Below are 18,925 nucleotides of genomic sequence, written 5' to 3' on the forward strand. Positions count from 1 at the left end.
CTCACTCGACATGCCTCGGACCTCACACCTCGTCATCCCACTCGCCCTCCTGAGCTGTACGGCGCTCGCGCTGGGCGCCGTACCCGGTGCAGTCGCTGCTGCGCCGGCCGCCCAAGCGGCCGAGGTCTGGACGATCGGCGCGGGATCGACGATCAAGGTCGACGGCTTCGGCTACGGGCACGGCCGCGGGATGTCGCAGTACGGCTCCGAGGGCGCCGCCCTGCAGGGCCTCACGAGCGCCCAGATCATGGACTTCTACTACCCCGGTACGACGGCGGGTCAGGCCAAGGGCCAGGTCAAGGTCTGGATCTCCGGCGACCGCGACAACGTGCTCACCGTGCTGCGTCGACCGGGCCTCGCGGTGCGCGACCTCGTCACCAAGAAGAAGATCGTGCTGCCGGACAGGAACACCCGTCGCTGGCGGCTCAAGGCCGGCTCGGGCACCAAGACCGTCGTGTCGTTCTACCGCGGCGGCTGGGTCAGGTGGCGCACCCTCGGCGGCGACGCCGAGTTCACCGCCGGGGGCGCTCCGGTGACGCTGGTGCTCGCGACGGGCAACGTTGCCTACCGCGGCGGGCTCGCCTCCCGCGCTCCGAGGCCGGGCAGGGCCAAGCGGATCACCGTCAACCGCGTGCCGTTGGAGAGCTACCTGCGGGGCGTGGTGCCGCGCGAGACCTTCCCGAGCTGGCACCAGGCGGCGCTGGAGGCGCAGGCGATCGCGGCGCGCACCTACGCAGCGTGGGACCGCAGTACGCCGTCCTCGAAGCTCTACCAGATCTGCGACACCACCTCCTGCCAGGTCTATGGCGGCTTCAGCGCCGAGTACGCCTCGACCGACACCGCCATCGCGGCCACGCGCTTCTCCGTGCGGCTCGACGGGGCAGGCAAGCCGGCGTTCACGCAGTTCTCCTCGAGCAACGGTGGCTGGACCGTGGCCGGCTCGCAGCCCTACCTGGTGGCCAAGGCCGACCCGTACGACGGGTGGTCGGGCAACAAGGTCGGCACCTGGCACGACGTGCCGCTGACCGCCGGCAACGTCGAGCGCAACTACCCGGCGATCGGCTCCCTGACCAAGATCTCGATCGACACGCGAGACGGGCACGGCGACCTCGGCGGACGGGTGCTGAAGATGACCCTGACCGGCACCGGCGGCAGCGTGCAGACGACCGGGGAGGACTTCCGTCTGCGGGTGGGGCTCCGGTCGAGCTGGTTCGTCCTCAAGGTGAGCTGAGCGGCTCAGGTCGCGACGGGCCGGCCCGTACCCGGCGTGCTGGTCACCGGACGGCGTTCGTCCGGATCACCCCCTAGCGTGGGAGGCATGACCGAAGGCTTCCAGGACCTGACGGGGTCGAGGTTCGAACGTGCGGACCTGCAGGGCTCGAGTTTCGACATGGTGCTGCTCAACGGCTCACGCATCGACAACGCCGACCTCCACCGGGTGACGATGCGGGGCGTCGAGATCTCCGACACCACGATCAGCGGCGAGATCAAGAACCTGGTGATCAACGGCGTCGACGTGGCACCGCTGGTCGACGCCGAGCTGGACCGGATGTATCCCGACAAGCCGAAGTTCCGCCCGGTCACCGCCGACGGGTTCCGCGACGCGTGGGACATCAACCAGCGCCTCTGGAACCTCACCGTCGACCGGGCCCGTCGGCTCGCGCCAGAGCAGGTGCACGAGTCCGTCGACGGCGAGTGGTCGTTCGTCCAGACGTTGCGGCACCTGGCGTTCGCGACCGAGTCGTGGGTCGGGCGCGGCATCCTCGGTGACCCGAGCCCGTGGCACGCACTCTCGCTGCCGTGGGACCAGATGCGGCCGACCGAGGGCGTGCCACACGACAGGGAGGCCCGTCCGTCGCTCGACCAGGCGCTGGCCCTGCGCCAGGACGCGATGGCACTCGTCCGCCGGGTGGTCGACGACCTGACCGACGAGCGGCTCGGCCAGACCTCCGACCCGCTGGTCGGGCCGGGCTGGCCTCCGGAAGGCGACCGGCTCGAGGTCCGTCAGTGCCTGCTCGTCGTGCTCAACGAGGAGTGGTGGCACCGGATGTACGCCGAGCGGGACCTCGCCGTGATCGAGCAGGGGATCTGAGCGTGCTCGAGCTGAGCTTCACCGGGACCGTCATCGAGTGGCGCGGCCCGGCGCCGTACTACTACCTCCCGCTGACCGAGGAGGCGGCCGAGGATGTGCACGAGGTGCGGCAGGTCGCGACGTACGGCTGGGGCGTGATCCCGGTGACCGCGCGGATCGGCGAGGTGGAGTTCGAGACCTCGCTGTTCCCCAAGGACGGCGGGTACCTGCTGCCGCTCAAGGACGCCGTGCGCCGGCCCGCCGCGATCACGGTCGGCGACGAGATCAGCGTCGAGGTGACGGTGCGGTTCTAGGAACGCAAGGACCGTCGCGACTCCCTGCAACCCGCGGGTGCGTTTCAAGAAGCTGGCGGTGAGGGGGGTTCGGGGAGGGTGGGGGCGTCGGTGGGGTAGAGGCCGGCGACGAAGCCGTAGACCTGGTCGCCGGACCTCGGGATCTGGGCGAACCTGCGGGCGACCTCCTGTACTTCGGCCCAGAAGGCCCGCACGTCCTCGATCGGGATCCGGGCATGCACGAGCGTGCAGCGGAGGTCGTCGGCGTCCTTGGCCCGGCGTGACTCGCCGTAGGCCGTGGCGAGGCCGTCGATGTTGGCGACCATCGCGATGTCCTCGTCGGAGGAGAGCGCGCCGATGTAGATGGTGCGGGCGACCCGGCCGTAGTAGCGCTCCTCGATCGCGCGCACCCGCTGGGTGCGCACCACCTTGAGCAGGCCGGCGTCGACCAGCTGGTTGACGTGGTAGGCGACGGTGCTCTTGGGTCGCTGGACCGCCTCCGCCAGCTCGGTCACCGTCGCCGCCCGCTCGAGCAGCAGCTCGAGCAGCGTGCCACGCAACGCGTCGGCCAGCGCGCGCAGCTGCACGGGCGCCGCGACCACGACCATCTCGTCGAGGTCGTAGTCCGGGATCTGAGGGGGCGGGTTGACCGACATTGTCAGAACATTCTAGATTGTTGGATCATTCGATGACAGTCGTACGACGAGGAGTGTAGGCGTGGCCGAGGTGCTGTTGTTCCACCACATCCAAGGTCTGACCGAGGGCGTCCGGGCGTTCGCCGACCAGCTGCGGGCAGGAGGGCACACCGTGCACACGCCCGACCTCTTCGACGGGCAGATCTTCGACTCGATCGAGTCGGGGTTCGCCTACACCAGGTCACTGGAGGAGGGGGCGATCGACGAGCGCGTCAACGCTGCCGTCGACGACCTGCCCGACGACCTCGTCTACGCCGGCATCTCCTACGGCGTCCCGCCGGCTCTGCAGCTGACCGTCAAGCGCCCGGGAGCCCGGGGCCTGCTGATGCTCGAGTCGGCGATGCCGATCGCCGGCGAGTGGGCGGTCGGTCCCTTCCCCGACGGCGTACCGCTGCAGATCCACGGGGCCGAGGGCGACGAGTACTTCGGGGAGGACCGGCCCTTCGCCGACGAAGCGGTCGCTCTCCTCGGAGCCGAGCGCGCCGAGCTGTTCGTCTACCCGGGCGAGCAGCACCTGTTCACCGACAGCAGCCTCCCGTCGTACGACGCCGAGGCAGCTGCGCTGGTGACCGAACGCACGCTGGCGTTCCTGGATCGCCTGTAAGGCGCTGCGCGACACTTCAGGTCATGGGGCGGTGGGCTCGCGTGGTCTTCGCGGTCGGGCTTGCTGTGCTGGCCGGCGCGGTCGGCCTGTCTCGCTGCTCCAGCGTCGATCACGGGGACGGCGCGGCGCAGGTGCTGGCGACCGGGCTCGAGGTGCCGTGGGGGTTGACGTTCCTGCCCGACGGGGACGCGCTCGTCGGCGAGCGCGAGACTGGCCGGATCTACCGGCTGTCATCCGAGGGCGGCGACCGGACCCTCGTCGGGACCGTCCCGGGTGTCGCGCCTGACGGTGAAGGTGGGCTGCTCGGCCTCGCGTTGGACCCGCTCTTCATCCACTCCGGCCACGCGTTCGTCTACGCCTACCTCACGGCCGAGGCCGACAACCGCATCGTGCGGTTCCACCTCGATCCAGACGGCTCTGGGATCTACGGCCTGCAGGTGATCCTCGACGGCATCGCCAAGGCGAGCAACCACGACGGGGGAGGGCTGGCGTTCGGTCCGGACGGACAGCTGTACGCCGGGGTGGGTGACGCCGGTGTTCCCGCCCGCGCCCAGGACCCCGCGAGCCTGAACGGCAAGATCCTGCGGATGACGACGACGGGTCAGCCGCCGCTCTCGCCGGCCAACCCCGATCCCCACTCGCTCGTCTGGTCGATGGGCCACCGCAACGTGCAGGGCCTGGCCTGGGACGAGAACGGCGGCATGTACGCCACCGAGTTCGGCCAGAACTCCTTCGACGAGGTCAACCTGATCCGGCCAGGAGCCAACTACGGCTGGCCGGAGGTCGAAGGCAAGGGCGGCGAGCCTCAGTACGTCGACCCCTTGCTCACCTGGGCCACCGACGAGGCCAGCCCGTCGGGCCTGGCCTACCTCGACGGCGGCCTGTACGTCGGTGCGCTGAGGGGGCAGCGCCTGTGGCGCGTACCGCTGACCGACGAGGGCGTTGGCAAGCCGGTCGCGCTGCTCGCGGGCGACTACGGACGGCTCCGCAACGTGCAGGTCGCCCCCGACGGCTCGCTGTGGATCACGACCAGCAACCGGGACGGGCGCGGCGAGTTCGACCAGGGCGATGACCGGGTGCTGCGCGTGGTGACCGGATCGCCCTAGCGGCCGAGGACGACCCACCAGCCAAGCGGCTATCCCAGGACCAGCACCAGGTCGCCGCCGTCGACGGTCTGGGTGCCGGCGAAGGCGAGGCGCTCGACCGTGCCCGCGCGGGGGGCGGTGATGGCGGCTTCCATCTTCATCGCCTCGATCGTGGCGATGGTCTGGCCGGCCTCGACCTCCTCGCCCTTCTCGACCACCACCGTGACCGCACCCTGGAACGGCGCAGCGACATGGCCGGGCTCGTGGGGGTCGGCCTTCTCGGCAGCCGCGACGGCCGTCGAGACGTTGCGGTCGCGGATGCTGATCGGGCGCAGCTGGCCGTTGATCAGGGCCATCACCGTGCGGTATCCGCGCTCGTCGGGCTCCGAGATCGCCTGCAGGCCGAGGAAGATCGTCACGCCCTCGTCGAGCTCGACCTGGTGCTCGACGCCTTGGCGCAGGCCGTAGAGGTAGTCGATGGACGACAGCACCGACACGTCGCCGTAGGTCGCCCGCACCTCCTTGAAGTCCTTGGTCGGCCCGGGGAAGAGCAGCTCGTTGAGGGTGTGCCTGCGATCGGCCGCCAGGCCAGCGGTCTGCTCGTCGGTCAGCTCGCCCGACGGCGGCTCCCACGGGCGCCCCTCGATGGCGCGGGTGCGGAACGGCTCCGGCCAGCCACCGGGCGGGTCGCCGAGCTCGCCGTGGAGGAAGCCGATCACCGAGGCGGGGATGTCGAAGCGCTGGGGGTTCTCGGCGAACTCCTCGGGGTCGGCGCCGACCGCCACGAGGTGCAGGGCCAGGTCGCCGACCACCTTGGACGACGGGGTCACCTTCACGATGTGGCCCAGGATGCGGTCGGCCGCGGCGTACATGTCCTCGATCTGCTCGAACTTCTCGCCGAGGCCGAGAGCGATGGCCTGCTGGCGCAGGTTGGAGAGCTGGCCGCCCGGGATCTCATGGGTGTAGACGCGACCCGTGGGCGCGGGCAGGCCCGACTCGAACGGTGCGTAGACGCGGCGCACGGCCTCCCAGTAGGGCTCCAGGTCGCAGACCGCCTGGAGGGACAGTCCTGTCTCGCGTGGCGAGTGGTCGGTCGCCGAGACCAGCGACGAGAGCGCCGGTTGCGACGTCGTGCCGGACATCGACGCGGTCGCGGCGTCGACGGCGTCCACCCCGGCGTCGATCGCCGCGAGGAGGGTGGCGAGCTGGCCACCGGGGGTGTCGTGCGTGTGCAGGTGCACGGGCAGGTCGAACTCCCGGCGCAGGGCCGTCACGAGGGTTCGCGCGGCGGGTGCCCGGAGCACGCCGGCCATGTCCTTGATCGCCAGCACGTGCGCGCCCGAGGCGACGATCCTCTCGGCGAGACCGAGGTAGTAGTCGAGCGTGTAGAGCTTCTCGGCCGGGTCGGACAGGTCGCCGGTGTAGCACAGCGCGACCTCGGCGACCGTCGTGTCGGTCGCGAGCACGGCCTCGATCGCCGGGCGCATCTGCTCGACGTCGTTGAGGGCGTCGAAGATCCGGAAGACGTCGATGCCGGTGGCCGCCGCCTCCTCGACGAAGGCGTCGGTGACGGCTGTGGGGTACGGCGTGTAGCCCACGGTGTTGCGACCGCGCAGCAGCATCTGGAGGCAGATGTTGGGCGTCGCCTGGCGGAGCTTGGCCAGGCGCTCCCACGGGTCCTCGCTCAGGAAGCGCAACGCCACGTCGTACGTCGCCCCGCCCCACGCCTCCAGCGACCACAGTTGCGGGGTGGTGCGGGCGAGGTGTCCGGCGACGGCGAGCAGGTCGCGGGTACGCACGCGGGTGGCCAGCAGCGACTGATGGGCATCGCGGAACGTCGTGTCGGTGACGGCGACGCGGTCCTGGTCGCGCAGTGCCTGGGCGAACGCCTTCGGACCGAGCGAGAGCAGGGCCTGGCGCGTGCCGTCGGGAGCGGGCGCGGCGAGGTCGACGTCGGGCAGCTTGGTGACCGGGTCGATGCTGACCGGCGCCGGGCCGTGGGGCTGGTTGACCGTGACGTCGGCGAGGTAGGTCAAGAGCTTGGTGCCGCGGTCGCCGCTGGCCCGCGCCGTCAGCAGCTCGGGGTGGGTCTCGATGAACGACGTGGTCACGCGGCCGGCGTAGAAGTCCGGCTCGTCGAGCAGCGCCTGCAGGAACGCGATGTTGGTCGAGACGCCGCGGATGCGGAACTCCGCCAGCGCCCGGCGGGCGCGCTCGACGGCCTTGTCGAAGGTGCGGCCGCGACAGGTGAGCTTGGCCAGCATCGAGTCGAAGTGCGGGCTGATCTCGGCGCCGGTGTAGGTCGTGCCGCCGTCGAGCCGGATGCCCGCGCCACCGGGGGAGCGGTAGGTCGTGATGCGACCGGTGTCGGGCCGGAAGTTGTTGGCGGGGTCCTCGGTGGTGATCCGGCACTGCAGCGCGGCGCCGCGGATCTGCACGGTGTCCTGGCTCAGGCCGAGGTCCTCGAGGGTCTCACCCGACGCGATGCGCAGCTGCGACTGCACGAGGTCGACGTCGGTGATCTCCTCGGTGACGGTGTGCTCGACCTGGATCCGCGGGTTCATCTCGATGAAGACGTAGTTGCCCGCCGGGTCCACGAGGAACTCCACGGTGCCGGCGTTCTGGTAACCGATGTGCCGCGCGAATCTCACCGCGTCGGCGCAGATCTGCTCGCGCAGCTCAGGGTCGAAGTTGGGGGCCGGCGCGATCTCGACGACCTTCTGGTGGCGCCGCTGCACCGAGCAGTCGCGCTCGAACAGGTGCATGACGTTGCCCTGCTTGTCGGCGAGGATCTGCACCTCGATGTGGCGAGGGTCCACCACCGCCTGCTCGACGAACACCGTCGGGTCGCCGAAGGCGCCCTCGGCCTCGCGCATGCAGGTCTCGACGGCCTCGCGCAGGTCCTTCGGGTCGTCCACGCGCCGCATGCCGCGGCCGCCGCCGCCCGCGACCGCCTTCACGAACAGCGGGTAGGGCAGTGAGCTCGCCGCCTCGACCACCTCGTCGACGTTCGCACTCGGCGGCACCGAGGCGAGGGTGGGTACGCCGGCCGCCTTGGCCGCCGCGATGGCGCTCGCCTTGTTGCCGGTCAGCGTCAGCACCTCGGCGCTCGGACCCACGAACGTGATGCCGGCGTTGGCGCAGGCCTCGGCGAGACGCGGGTTCTCCGACAGGAAGCCGTAGCCGGGGTAGACCGCGTCGGCTCCCGCGCGCACCGCGACCGCGACGATCGCGTCGGGGTCGAGGTAGGCGCGCACGGGGTGCCCGCGCTGCCCGATCTCGTAGGCCTCGTCGGCCTTCAGCCGGTGCTCGGACCACCTGTCCTCGTTGGGGAACACCGCCACCGTGCGGGCACCCAGCTCGTAGGCAGCCCGGAACGCGCGGATGGCGATCTCGCCCCGGTTGGCCACGAGCACCTTGGAGAACATGGCCCGCAGGCTACCGACGCTGGGTCACGCCGAAGTCTGCGTCCCGCAGGATGAGGAGGCCGCGCTACCGCGACTCCCTCAACCGGTGACGAGGAACTGGTCCACCAGCCCGGGTACGGCGTCGCGCGCCACCGCCGTACCTTCCGCCTCGGGCACGTCGAGCACCTCCACGGCCTGCCGGCCGCCGGCCATGGTGGCGACCAGGGTGGTCAGGCCGACGCGGCGCTGGAACCAGGTCGCGGTCATCGTCCAGCCGATGATCGCGGGCGCCTCGAGCATGACGCGACGCCGCATCAGGCTGCCCGAGCGGGCGACCAGGTGGCCGGGTTGCTGGCGCGGCACGAGGGCGTGCCCGAGGCCGCGTGCCCGGTCGACCCCGAGCCCGGCACCCACCGCCAGCGCGAGCGGCGAGAGCCACAGCACGTCGGCAGGTACGTCGGCCAGCAGCACCAGGGTCACCAGCGCAGCGCTCAGGAGCAGTGGAACGGCGAGGGCCCGCGTGTAGCGGCGGCGTACGGCGGCCCGCCCGTGCTCGACGAGCGGGGCGAGGAGTGGGTCGGTGGTGCCGAGGATCTGGGCGGCGACGTGGTGCGCGACGCCCTCGGGCGCCGGGGGCACGACCGTCGACGAGCCCTGCTGCTCACGGTTGAGACCGGTGACGATCGCCGAGAGGCGAGCGCCGCGGGCCAGCCGAAGCCCGAGGGGCTCGACGAGGTTGACCCCCCGCAAGCGGTTGGCGTCCATGCTGGTCTCGCGCGTGGTGAACAGGCCGCGGCGAAGGTGCCAAGCATGGTCGGATCTGGTGTAGGTGACGGTGAAGCCGAAGTTGGTCACCAGGTAGCCACCCACCGCGAGGACCGAGGCCACGAGCAGCAGTCCGACCGCGATGACGGGGACGAGGACCAGCACCGAGAGTCCGGCCACGTTCTCCGCGGCTGCATCGAGGCGCAAGTGGTCCCAGAGCCCGCTCGCGTCGAGGATCTGGCTGCCACCGCCGAGAACGGCCGCGGCGATGACCAGGCCGGAGCTGGTGAAGGGTGCGTACCACAGCCAACGCGGCTCGAACCCCGCCACGACGACCGCGTTGTCCGGCGAGGTGGCGGCCTGGCGTTCCTCCGGCGAGGCGGTGCGGTGCAGCAGGTCGGTGCGCAACAGCTCGGCGGCGCGGGCTCTGATGCCGTCGAGGGCGAGCTCGTCCTCGCCCTGCTTGGAGGCCGTGCCGGTGCCGATCCGCACCGTGGTCAGCCCGAGGACGCGGTGGATCGGCGACGCGGTGATGTCGACGGTGCGGACGCGGTCGATCGGCGTGGACAGCACGTGCTTGTTGAGCAGGCCGCGCCGCAGCTCGACGCGCCCCTCGGAGATCCGGAAGCTGGTCGTCAGGTACCTCGCGATGCCGAGGGCGACCGGCCCGCCGATGGCCAGCACGTTCCACCACCACTGTCCGCCTCCCGAGGCGGACCCGGCGAGCAGCAGGCCGATCAGGGCCGGCAGGAACCGCAGCACCTCCCTGATCGGGTGGACCAACAGCATCATGGGGTCCAGCCGCTGCCACTCGCGGTGGTCGACCAGGAAGTCGGGCCGCGCGTCGGCGTACGGGTTCGTCGGCTGGACCTCGGGCTGGACCTCGGGTTGGGTCACGTGGCGTCGCCCGGGTTCGCATCGGCCTTGAGGGTCAGCTCGTCGACGAGGCTGCGCGCCCGGTCGCGGTCGAGTCCGGCGATCTCCAGGGCGCCCGCGGCGGATGCGGTCGTGGCGGTGACGGACGCCAGACCGAACAGCCGGGCGATCGCACCCTCGACGTAGTCGACGGTCTGGATGCGCGACATCGGCGCGATCCGGCGCTCACGTCGCCACCATCCGGTCTGGGTGTAGACCGCGGTGTCAGTGACCTCCCAGCGGTGCACGGCATAGCGCCACTGGGGAATCAGGACGGCGGCCGCGAGCGTGACGACGCCGAGCACGACCGGCATCCACCACTGCAGGTCGTACCAGTCGAAGGCGAGCGAGGTGACCAGCAGGACCGCCATCAAGACGACGGCACGGACCACCCCGCCGAGCATCCACATCAACTTGGCCCTCGGGCTGACGCGCTCGCGGGGGTCGCGCAGCCGGGGCGCTGGATCCATGCCACGACCCTACGACGACGCTTGTCCAGCAGCTCCCGTCGAGCTCGGCGCTCAGTCCTTCAGCTCGCAGATCACCGCGCCGTTGGTGACCGTGGCACCGACCTCGGCGGCCAGGCCGGTGACGGTGCCGGCCTTGTGGGCCTTGAGCGGCTGCTCCATCTTCATCGCCTCGAGCACGACGACGACGTCGCCCTCGGCGACGCTTTGGCCCTCCTCGACGGCGACCTTGACGATGGTGCCCTGCATCGGGCTGGTCACGGCGTCGCCGGAGGCCGCGGCGCCCGCCTTCTTGCTCGCCGAGCGCTTCGGCTTGGCGGCGCCTCCACCAGCGGGTGCAGCCAGACCACCCAGGCCGCCCGGTAGCACCACCTCGAGTCGCTTGCCCCCGACCTCGACGGTGACCCGCTGCCGCTCGCCGGGGTCGTCGGCCTCGGCGGTCTCACCGGAGTAGGGCTGGATCTGGTTGTCGAAGTCGGTCTCGATCCAGGTCGTGTAGACCTCGAAGGAGCCCTCCCCACTGGGGTTCGATGCCCCGACGTAGGCCGGGTCGTCGACGACGGCCCGGTGGAAGGGGATGACGGTGGGCATGCCGTCGACCACGAACTCCGCGAGAGCGCGGCGCGAGCGCTCCAGCGCCTGGGTGCGGTCACGGCCGGTGATGATGAGCTTGGCGATCAGGGAGTCGAACGAGCCGGGGATGGTCTCGCCGTTCTCGTAGCCTCCGTCGAGGCGTACGCCGGGGCCGTGCGGCGGCTGCCAGGCCGAGAGCGTGCCGGGGGCCGGCATGAAGTTGCGGCCGCCGTCCTCGGCGTTGATGCGGTACTCGATCGAGTGGCCGCGGATCTCGGGGTCGTCGTAGCCGAGCTCCTCGCCGGCCGCGATGCGGAACATCTCGCGCACCAGGTCGATGCCGGTGACCTCCTCGGACACGCAGTGCTCGACCTGGAGACGGGTGTTGACCTCGAGGAAGGAGATGGTGCCGTCCTTGGCGACGAGGAACTCGCACGTGCCGGCCCCGACGTAGCCCGCCTCGCGCAGGATCGCCTTGCTGGACTCGTAGAGGCGCGCGACCTGGTCGTCGGTGAGGAACGGCGCGGGTGCCTCCTCGACGAGCTTCTGGTGGCGGCGCTGGAGCGAGCAGTCGCGCGTCGAGACGACCACGACGTTGCCGTGCTGGTCGGCCAGGCACTGGGTCTCGACGTGACGCGGACGGTCCAGGAACTTCTCCACCAGGCACTCGCCGCGGCCGAACGCGCCGACCGCCTCGCGCACCGCCGACTCGTAGAGCTCGGGGATCTCCTCCAGCGTGCGCGCGACCTTGAGCCCGCGTCCGCCACCGCCGAAGACCGCCTTGATCGCAACGGGCAGGCCGTTGGCCTTGGCGAACTCGACGACCTCGTCGGCGTCCTTGACAGGGTCCTTGGTGCCGGGCGCCAGCGGGGCGTTGGCCTTCTGGGCGATGTGCTTGGCCTTGGCCTTGTCGCCCAGCGCGTCGATGGCCTCGGGCGACGGCCCGATCCAGGTCAGGCCCGCGTCGATGACGGCCTGCGCGAAGCCGGCGTTCTCGGCGAGGAAGCCGTAGCCCGGGTGCACCGAGTCGGCTCCGGACTTCTCGGCCACCGCGATGATCTTGGCGATGTCGAGGTAGGAGTCGGCCGGTGTCGCACCCGCGAGGCTGTGCGCCTCGTCGGCGAGCCGCACGAACAACGCGTCGCGGTCGGGGTCGGCGTACACCGCGACGGACCCGATCCCGGCGTCCTTGCAGGCACGGATGACGCGCACGGCGATCTCGCCGCGGTTGGCGATCAGGACCTTGTGGAGAGGCTTGATCTCAGGCACCGGGGCAGACTATCGCCCGCCTCGCCTCGTGCCCGGTGACCTCCCGCTCGCTGCACTTGTGACCCTGGCGGACGCCGAACGAGGGCATTCCGGAAGCCGTGGGGGTCACCAGTGACGGGATACCCGGACATCCGGGGATCCCGCCACGGGGGCGGCTCCGCGCTGCTCATCGGTGGAAGTACCGCTTCGGGTGCCCGCGGGCGGAAGATACCGAGATGACCACAGCGGACATCGACGTGCTCACCGATCTCCTGGCCGCCTTCAACGCCCACGACCTCGACCACATCATGACCTTCTTCAGCGAGGACTGCGTGCTGGAGACTCCGCGCGGCGCGAGCGAGTGGGGCACTCGCTTCACCGGTCCGGCCGAGGTGCGCGAGGGGCTGGCCCAGCGCTTTCGTGGACTACCCGACGTGCACTATGGCGAGGACGAGCACTGGATCAGCGGCAACCGCGGTGTCTCGCGCTGGCTGCTCACCGGGACGACGCCCGACGGCGAGCGAGTCAGTGTCCGCGGCTGCGACCTGTTCGACCTGGCCGACGATGGCCGGATCAGGCGCAAGGACTCGTACTGGAAGATCGTCGAGCCGTCGCGCTGACGGCGTCCTTGACCCCACGGCGGCGATCGGCTGGGATCTCACATCGTGCGGGACAGTCCGGGGGAGCGTGGCCGCGCGCTCGTTGCGTTCCTGGGACCCTCCCTACCGGCGTCCGTGGCGCGCCGGATCGTCCCGGATGTCGTCCTGCTGCCACCGGTGTGCCGGGGCGACCTGACCTCCGCGGTGCTCAACCTCTCACCGAGGGCCGTGCTGATCGTCGACGGGGAGTTCTCCCAGGCGCTCTCGGTGTGGCACAAGGAGGTCCTGCACGCGCCAACTCGGCCAGCCCGGGAGCCGCTCGTGCAGCCGTTCTTCCACTACACCTTCGCCGCCGAGGAGCCCGGGTGACCGCGCAGGGGGACCGCGAGACGCGGCGCAACCCGGACTTCGCCGAGCGAGCCCTGGGTGGCTCGGCCAACCCGTTGGACAACATCGACCACGTGTTCCGGCACACGGCGCGGCGTACGTGGCTCGGGGTGCTGGGCCTGGCGGTGCTCCTCGGGGCGGGCGTGCTGTGGACGGCCGTGGCCGAGCAGAAGGTCGTGGTGGACGCCTCGGCCATCGTCGCTCCGCACGACGGCGTCTTCGCCGTCGGCCAGGAGGTCGCTGGACTGGTCACCGAGGTGCTGGTGAGCCAGGGCGAGGAGGTCACGACGGGCCAGGTCCTGGCCGAGGTACAGACCTCCTCGGGCAAGCCTGTGGACGTCTCCAGCCCCGTGGCGGGCCTGGTGATCTCCGTCGACGTGCGCGCGGGTGACATCACCGGCGTCGGCGAGGGCATGGTCCGGATCGCCCCGCCCGGTGAGCAGCTCGCGATCGCGTTCTACCCCGCGGGCGACGTGTCCCGGCTGGCGGTGGGTCAGACGGTCGCGGTCACGGTCAACGGAGTCCTGCCTGACCAGCAGGGCCGCGCGGTGGGTCACGTCGACTCGATCGGCCCGACGCCGGTGACCGACCAGCGACTGCGTCAGATCTCCGGCGACGCCTCCCTGCTGGCGCTCGTGCAGCGGCTCGGTCCGCTGCGGGAGGTGCAGATCAGGTTCGAGAAGGCCGACACCCCCTCCGGCATCGCGTGGGCTGGCGGCCGGGGACCCTCGGCCCCGCTGGCGACCGGCACACTGGCGGTCGCGGCGATCACGGTGGGCCAGCGCACCTTGCTGGACCGGGCCTTCGACTGATGAGCACCACGAGCACGGCACCCGAGAAGCCCGCACATCCGGTGGGCTCCACGACGCGGGTGAGGACGCCGACGTACCTGCAGATGCAGGTGACCGAGTGCGGCGCGGCGTCCCTCGGCATGGTGCTGGCCCACTATGGGCGATGGGTGCCGTTGGAGGAGCTGCGCGAGCGCAGCGGAGCCTCCCGCGACGGCACCACGATGTCGGACCTCGTGAAGACGGCGGAGGCCTACGGGCTGGTCGGCAAGGGCTACCTGCGCGGCGCCAAGCTGCTGCCCGACCTCGGCTTCCCCCTCATCTTGTTCTGGAAGGGCGCCCACTTCCTGGTGCTCGAGGGTCTCGACGAGAAGTACGCCTGGCTCAACGACCCGGCCTCCGGCCCTCGCCGGGTCACCCGCGAGGAGTTCCAGCGCGACTACTCGCGGTTCTGCCTCTCGCTGCGGCCCGGGCCGGACTTCACTCCTGGCGGCTCCCCGCCGGCAAGGCTGACCGGGATCTGGCGGCGCGTGCGACCGGTGCTGTCGGAGGTGCTCGCCGTCGTCGTCATCGGCCTGTTGGCGACCCTGCCGGCCCTCGCGGTCGCGGCCGTGGCGAAGTTCTTCGTCGACGACGTGCTGATCCAGGGGCTCACCGACCGCACCTGGCCGCTCGTCGGCGCCCTGGCTGCGCTGGTGCTCGCCCAGGCAGGGTTGACCTGGTTCCAGCAACGGATCCTGTTGCGCCTGAGCACCCGACTGACCGTCGCCGAGTCCGCTCGGTTCGTCCGACACGCGCTGCGGCTCCCGGAGAGGTACTTCGTGGCGCGGTCGGTCGCCGACCTCGCCCTACGTGCCCAGCACAACCGCGAGGTCGCGAGCCTGCTGACCGGCAAGCTGGCCAGCGCGGGCGTCGGTCTGGTGATGATGCTGGTGTACGGCGTGGCGCTGGTGGCCATCGACCCGTTGCTGGCCGCGATCGCCATCGTCTCGAGCGCAGTGACGCTCGTGGTCCTCCGGCAGGGGCTGGCCCGCCAGCGTCAGCTGTCGCAGGTGCTCTTCCAGGAGCAGGCCATGCTCAACCAGACCACGGCCTACGGCGCGGTGACGATGGAGACCATCAAGGCCGGCGGCCTCGAGAGCGACTACTACGCCCGGTGGGAGGGCGGTGCGGTTCGCGTCAACGAGGCCCGGCAGCGGATGGCCGTCGCCGCCCAGCTGAGCGACTCGGTCCCGGTCCTGCTGAGGTCGCTGGTGGCAGCCGGGGTGCTGTGCGTCGGCGGTCTGCGGGTGATGGACGGCAGCCTGGAGGTGGGCTCCTTGGTGGCCTTCCAGTCGTTGCTCGGCTCGTTCGGTGCTCCCGTGGCCGAGCTGGTCGGGTTCTCGTGGCTGGTGCAGCACCTGCAGAACCTCGTCCGTCGCCTCGACGACGTCTTCGAGGAGCCGGTCGACCCGGCGTGCGACCCGGCCGTGCAGCGGCTCGAGCTGGCCGCTGGCACCCCCGCACGCCTCGACGGTGCCGTGGAGCTGCGTGAGGTCACCTTCGGTTTCAAGCCGACCGTGCCCCCGTTGATCCGTGACTTCTCACTGGCGCTCACGCCGGGCGCACGCGTGGCCGTCGTGGGTCCGTCCGGAAGCGGCAAGTCCACGCTGGTCAGGCTGGTGACGGGGCTCTACGAGCCGTGGGCAGGCACCGTGCTGCTCGACGGCCGGCTCCGTCACGAGATCCCGAGCCCCGTCATCGCGCGCTCGGTGGCCATGGTCGAGCAGCGGATCGCCCTGTTCGCGGGCACGGTGCGCGAGAACCTGACGCTCTGGGACGACGACGTGCGTGACGACGACCTCGCACGCGCGGCGATGGACGCCCAGATCTACGAGGACATCCTGGCCCGTCCTGGCGCCTTCGAGTCCCGCATGGAGGACGGCGGTGCCAACTGGAGCGGCGGTCAGCGGCAGCGCCTGGAGATCGCGCGCGCGCTGGTGCGCAACCCGGCCGTCCTGGTGCTCGACGAGGCCACCAGCGCGCTGGACCCCGACACCGAGGCGGCCGTGGAGGCCGCCTTGAGGCGGAGGGGCTGCACCACCATCGTCGTGGCCCACCGGCTCTCGACCGTGCGGGACGCCGATCTCATCTTGGTGATGGTCAAGGGCGAGGTCGTCGAGCGCGGCACCCACGAGGAGCTGCTGGCGCTCGACGGCCACTACGCGGGGCTGGTGCGCGAGTGACCGGCGTACCGCACCGCTCGACGGGGTCGGTCGTGCCCGCCGAGCTGGTGCTGCCCGATGGTCTGGCGCTGCTGGTGACCGGGGGAGAGGCGACCTTGTTCCTGGTCGACGAGTCGCGCGGCGGCGTCCGGACTCCCGTGGCGACGTTCCCAGAGGGCGGCCTCGTGGTCGCGGCGGAGCCCGTCGCCGGACGCCGCTGGGCGCTGTCGGGCGACCTGGGCAGCAGGCTCGAGGAGCTGGATCTCGGCGCTGGTGAGACCGCGCTCCTGGAGGCAGCGGCCACCAGCGCCACGGTGCTGGGTGACGTCCTGCGTGACATCGAGGGCCCGCCGGCCACCCGCGTTGCCTACCTGACGGGTCTGCCCACCACGCTCACGCCGGGCACCGGCGCCGTCGTGGAGGACGTCTCCTGGGTGTGGGTCTCGTCGGGGCTGGTCACCGTCGGCGGGCAGCGGATCCCGGACTCCGGGACGCTGGTCGCACCGCGCATCACGCTCCAGGTCGGTGAGGAAGCAGCGTTGCGGAGCGCGCCCGTCTCGGAGCCTGACGTCCACGGCCTGCTCGACGGCCTTGCTTGGTTGACCACGACGGTGGCGGCCGCTGTCGCCGCCGCCGCCGACCGACGGCTCATCGGTGAGGCAGCCAGTGCCGCGACGGCGACCGCCCGGGCCGCTGCCGCCGAGCGTCGAGGCGTCGAGCTGCTGGCGCGTGAGCTCCGCGCGGAGCGCGAACCCGTGCTGCCCCAGGACGCCCCGGAGTTCGTGGTCGCAGCTACCCGGGTGCTCGCCGCATCGGGGATGCAGGCCGTGGTCCCACGTGGCGGCCTGGGCGCGCTCGAGGGCATCGAGGCGGTGCGCGCCCTGGCCACCGCGTCCGGCTGCTTCTCACGGCGCATCAGCCTGCGCGGGGACTGGTGGCGCCGGGCCGTGGAGCCGGCACTGGGCTTCCTTCCCGATGGCACGCCCGTGTCACTGCTGCCCGACTCCTCCGGCGGCGTGCTGGCCTACCCGGGCGGTGATGCACCGGTCCTGGTCACCGCTGACGTCGCCCGGGGGCTGCTCGACACCGCGTTCACCTTCTCGCGGCCCCTCGTCGACGGCGAGGTCGACGAGCGCTCGGTGGGACGCAGCGCCTACCAGGGGGCGCGACGCGAGCTCGGTGCCTACCTCGGCTGGGCGGCCGTGCTCGCCGCTGCCGGGTTGGCCGTCCCCTTCGCCTCCGGCGTGGTCTTCGACGAGATCGTCCCGCAAGGAGACCGGAGCCGGCTGTGGTTCCTGCTGGCCACCCTGGTGATGGTGGCGCTCGCGATGCTCCCCGTGCAGGTCGCCCTCGCGTCGGTGCGGACCAGGCTCGAGACGGGCGCGTCCTACGACCTGCTTCGTGGCCTGTGGGGACGGGTGCTGCGCAGCCGCGTCAGCCTGGTCCGCCGGCTCGGCGCCGGCGACGTGACCAACCGCCTGGCCACCATCGAGGGCGCCCGCGACGCTGTCGACCGCTCGATGCTCGCGATGCTTCCGGCCGTGCTCTCCGGCCTGCTCGCCGGACTGGTCCTCCTGCACTACGACGCAGCCCTGGCGGGGTTGGTGCTGGCCTTCGGTGCAGTGATGTTCGTGCTCGCCGTGCTGCTCGCACGGGCGGGCGCCCGGGAGCAGACCGAGGTGGACCGGGCCACGGGTGCGGTCAACGGGTTCTTGTTCCAGGTGCTCGCCGCCATCCCCAAGATCCGGGTGGCCGGGGCGGAGTCGCGTGCGTTCTTGGCGTGGGCGACGAGGTTCGCGCCGGCGGTCGGCCGCCGCCTGGTGCTGCTGACCACGCGCCAGCAGCTGGTGACAGTGCTGCTGCCGACGGTGGGCACGCTGGCCCTGATCGCTGCCGCTGCCGTGGTCGGCCCCGAGCACATCGACGTCGGCACCTTCATCGCCTTCCAGATGACCTACTCGCTGTTCGTGACGGGCATCGCGGCCGTGGTGGGGGCGGCCTCGGCCGCCCTCCAGACCAGGCCCGTGCTCTCGCGCGGCCTCGAGCTCGCCCAGGACCGTCTCGACGGCGACGGCTCGGCCGACCAGGAGCGGCTGCTGGGCGGCGTACGCCTGGTGGACGTCACCTTCCGCTACGGCGGTGACGCCCGGCCGGCCCTCGACGGCATCTCGCTGCGCATCGAGCCCGGCGAGCTGGTCGCCATCGCCGGCCCGAGCGGCAGTGGCAAGTCGACGATCCTGCGGCTGCTGCTCGGCTTCGAGGAGCCCGAGCAGGGCTCGGTGCTCTACGACGACCACCCGCTCGGCTCGCTGGACCTGGGGTCCGTACGCCGCCAGCTCGGCGTCGTGCTGCAAGACGGCCAGCTGCTGCCCGGCAGCATCCACGACAACCTGGGCGGTGTCACCAGCCTCACCGAGCAGGAGGCCTGGGAACTGGCCGAGCTCGTCGCGCTCGCCGACGACATCCGCGCCATGCCGATGAAGCTCAACACCGTGATCACCCTCAACGGCGGTGCGTTCTCGGGCGGTCAGCGACAGCGGTTGCTGATCGCCCGCGCGCTGGCCTCGCGTCCCAAGATCCTGCTTCTCGACGAGGCCACCAGCGCCCTCGACAACGTCACGCAGCGCGTGGTCACCGACAACCTCGCCCAGCTGGGCATGACCCGGATCGTGGTGGCCCACCGTCTCTCCACGATGGTCGATGCCGACCGGATCCTCGTGGTCGAGGACGGGCGGTTGGTGGAGAGCGGCACCTACGCCGACCTGATGGAGCGGGGCGGACGGTTCCACGCCCTGGCCTCACGGCAGGTGCTGTGAGCGACCAG

Annotated in this window: 15 protein-coding genes; 10 read left to right on the forward strand and 5 right to left on the reverse strand. The window is 71.3% G+C overall.

What is annotated here, in order from left to right; translation table 11 throughout:
- Positions 1-10: 10 nt before the first annotated feature.
- The 3 genes from ISU10_RS09855 to ISU10_RS09865 all read left to right on the forward strand — a co-directional run bounded on the left by ISU10_RS09855 (position 11) and on the right by ISU10_RS09865 (position 2,385).
- A complete protein-coding gene (locus ISU10_RS09855; protein WP_194696227.1) occupies positions 11-1,231 on the forward strand; it encodes a SpoIID/LytB domain-containing protein in 1,221 nt (406 codons plus the stop codon).
- Between the two features lie 87 nt (positions 1,232-1,318).
- A complete protein-coding gene (locus tag ISU10_RS09860; protein WP_194696228.1) occupies positions 1,319-2,092 on the forward strand; it encodes a DinB family protein in 774 nt (257 codons plus the stop codon).
- 2 nt (positions 2,093-2,094) lie between these two features.
- Positions 2,095-2,385, forward strand: coding sequence for a DUF1905 domain-containing protein (locus tag ISU10_RS09865; RefSeq protein ID WP_194696229.1), 291 nt, complete (start codon positions 2,095-2,097; stop codon positions 2,383-2,385).
- A gap of 44 nt (positions 2,386-2,429) precedes the next feature.
- Here the strand turns inward: ISU10_RS09865 and ISU10_RS09870 are convergent, their stop codons facing one another.
- Positions 2,430-3,020: an ArsR/SmtB family transcription factor gene (locus ISU10_RS09870; RefSeq protein WP_194696230.1), complete on the reverse strand. Its 591-nt coding sequence runs from the start codon at positions 3,018-3,020 to the stop codon at positions 2,430-2,432.
- Between the two features lie 61 nt (positions 3,021-3,081).
- On the opposite strand from ISU10_RS09870, the gene ISU10_RS09875 reads away from it, so the two are divergent.
- A complete protein-coding gene (locus ISU10_RS09875; protein WP_194696231.1) occupies positions 3,082-3,663 on the forward strand; it encodes a dienelactone hydrolase family protein in 582 nt (193 codons plus the stop codon).
- A gap of 23 nt (positions 3,664-3,686) precedes the next feature.
- Positions 3,687-4,769 (forward strand): PQQ-dependent sugar dehydrogenase, encoded by a 1,083-nt coding sequence (locus ISU10_RS09880; protein ID WP_194696232.1) that lies wholly within the window; start codon positions 3,687-3,689, stop codon positions 4,767-4,769.
- Positions 4,770-4,798: 29 nt separating this feature from the next.
- On the opposite strand, the gene ISU10_RS09885 is transcribed toward ISU10_RS09880, so the two are convergent.
- From ISU10_RS09885 to ISU10_RS09900, 4 genes are all read right to left on the reverse strand, one after another.
- On the reverse strand, positions 4,799-8,176 hold the full coding sequence (locus tag ISU10_RS09885; protein WP_194696233.1) for a pyruvate carboxylase: 3,378 nt from the start codon (positions 8,174-8,176) through the stop codon (positions 4,799-4,801).
- A 78-nt stretch (positions 8,177-8,254) separates the two neighbouring features.
- Positions 8,255-9,817, reverse strand: coding sequence for a PH domain-containing protein (locus ISU10_RS09890; protein WP_194696234.1), 1,563 nt, complete (start codon positions 9,815-9,817; stop codon positions 8,255-8,257).
- Positions 9,814-10,305, reverse strand: coding sequence for a PH domain-containing protein (locus ISU10_RS09895; RefSeq protein WP_194696235.1), 492 nt, complete (start codon positions 10,303-10,305; stop codon positions 9,814-9,816). The genes ISU10_RS09890 and ISU10_RS09895 overlap by 4 nt, the downstream gene beginning before the upstream one ends.
- A 51-nt stretch (positions 10,306-10,356) precedes the next feature.
- Entirely contained in the window at positions 10,357-12,144 is a 1,788-nt protein-coding gene (locus tag ISU10_RS09900) for an acetyl/propionyl/methylcrotonyl-CoA carboxylase subunit alpha (protein WP_194696236.1), read from the reverse strand.
- Positions 12,145-12,359: 215 nt separating this feature from the next.
- Between ISU10_RS09900 and ISU10_RS09905 the strand changes: the two genes are divergently transcribed.
- Genes ISU10_RS09905 through ISU10_RS09925 form a run of 5 tightly spaced genes read left to right on the forward strand, consistent with a single transcriptional unit; the run spans position 12,360 to position 18,917 of the window.
- Entirely contained in the window at positions 12,360-12,743 is a 384-nt protein-coding gene (locus ISU10_RS09905) for a nuclear transport factor 2 family protein (protein ID WP_194696237.1), read from the forward strand.
- A gap of 45 nt (positions 12,744-12,788) precedes the next feature.
- A complete protein-coding gene (locus ISU10_RS09910; protein WP_194696238.1) occupies positions 12,789-13,091 on the forward strand; it encodes a hypothetical protein in 303 nt (100 codons plus the stop codon).
- Positions 13,088-13,921, forward strand: coding sequence for a biotin/lipoyl-containing protein (locus tag ISU10_RS09915; protein WP_194696239.1), 834 nt, complete (start codon positions 13,088-13,090; stop codon positions 13,919-13,921). Before ISU10_RS09910 ends, ISU10_RS09915 begins: the two co-directional genes overlap by 4 nt.
- On the forward strand, positions 13,921-16,122 hold the full coding sequence (locus ISU10_RS09920; protein ID WP_194696240.1) for an NHLP family bacteriocin export ABC transporter peptidase/permease/ATPase subunit: 2,202 nt from the start codon (positions 13,921-13,923) through the stop codon (positions 16,120-16,122). The genes ISU10_RS09915 and ISU10_RS09920 overlap by 1 nt, the downstream gene beginning before the upstream one ends.
- Positions 16,119-18,917, forward strand: a complete 2,799-nt coding sequence (locus ISU10_RS09925) for an ATP-binding cassette domain-containing protein (protein ID WP_194696241.1) — start codon at positions 16,119-16,121, stop codon at positions 18,915-18,917. Before ISU10_RS09920 ends, ISU10_RS09925 begins: the two co-directional genes overlap by 4 nt.
- Positions 18,918-18,925 lie beyond the last annotated feature (8 nt).

Source organism: Nocardioides agariphilus (assembly GCF_015352445.1).
Taxonomy (GTDB): domain Bacteria; phylum Actinomycetota; class Actinomycetes; order Propionibacteriales; family Nocardioidaceae; genus Nocardioides; species Nocardioides agariphilus.

Excerpts from the sequence above, each read along its gene's own strand:
- ISU10_RS09855 (WP_194696227.1), top strand. The coding sequence starts at position 11 with ATGCCTCGGACCTCACACCTCGTCATCCCACTCGCCCTCCTGAGCTGT.
- ISU10_RS09860 (WP_194696228.1), top strand. The coding sequence starts at position 1,319 with ATGACCGAAGGCTTCCAGGACCTGACGGGGTCGAGGTTCGAACGTGCG.
- ISU10_RS09870 (WP_194696230.1), bottom strand. The coding sequence starts at position 3,020 with ATGTCGGTCAACCCGCCCCCTCAGATCCCGGACTACGACCTCGACGAG.
- ISU10_RS09880 (WP_194696232.1), top strand. The coding sequence starts at position 3,687 with ATGGGGCGGTGGGCTCGCGTGGTCTTCGCGGTCGGGCTTGCTGTGCTG.
- ISU10_RS09885 (WP_194696233.1), bottom strand. The coding sequence starts at position 8,176 with ATGTTCTCCAAGGTGCTCGTGGCCAACCGGGGCGAGATCGCCATCCGC.
- ISU10_RS09895 (WP_194696235.1), bottom strand. The coding sequence starts at position 10,305 with ATGGATCCAGCGCCCCGGCTGCGCGACCCCCGCGAGCGCGTCAGCCCG.
- ISU10_RS09905 (WP_194696237.1), top strand. The coding sequence starts at position 12,360 with ATGACCACAGCGGACATCGACGTGCTCACCGATCTCCTGGCCGCCTTC.
- ISU10_RS09920 (WP_194696240.1), top strand. The coding sequence starts at position 13,921 with ATGAGCACCACGAGCACGGCACCCGAGAAGCCCGCACATCCGGTGGGC.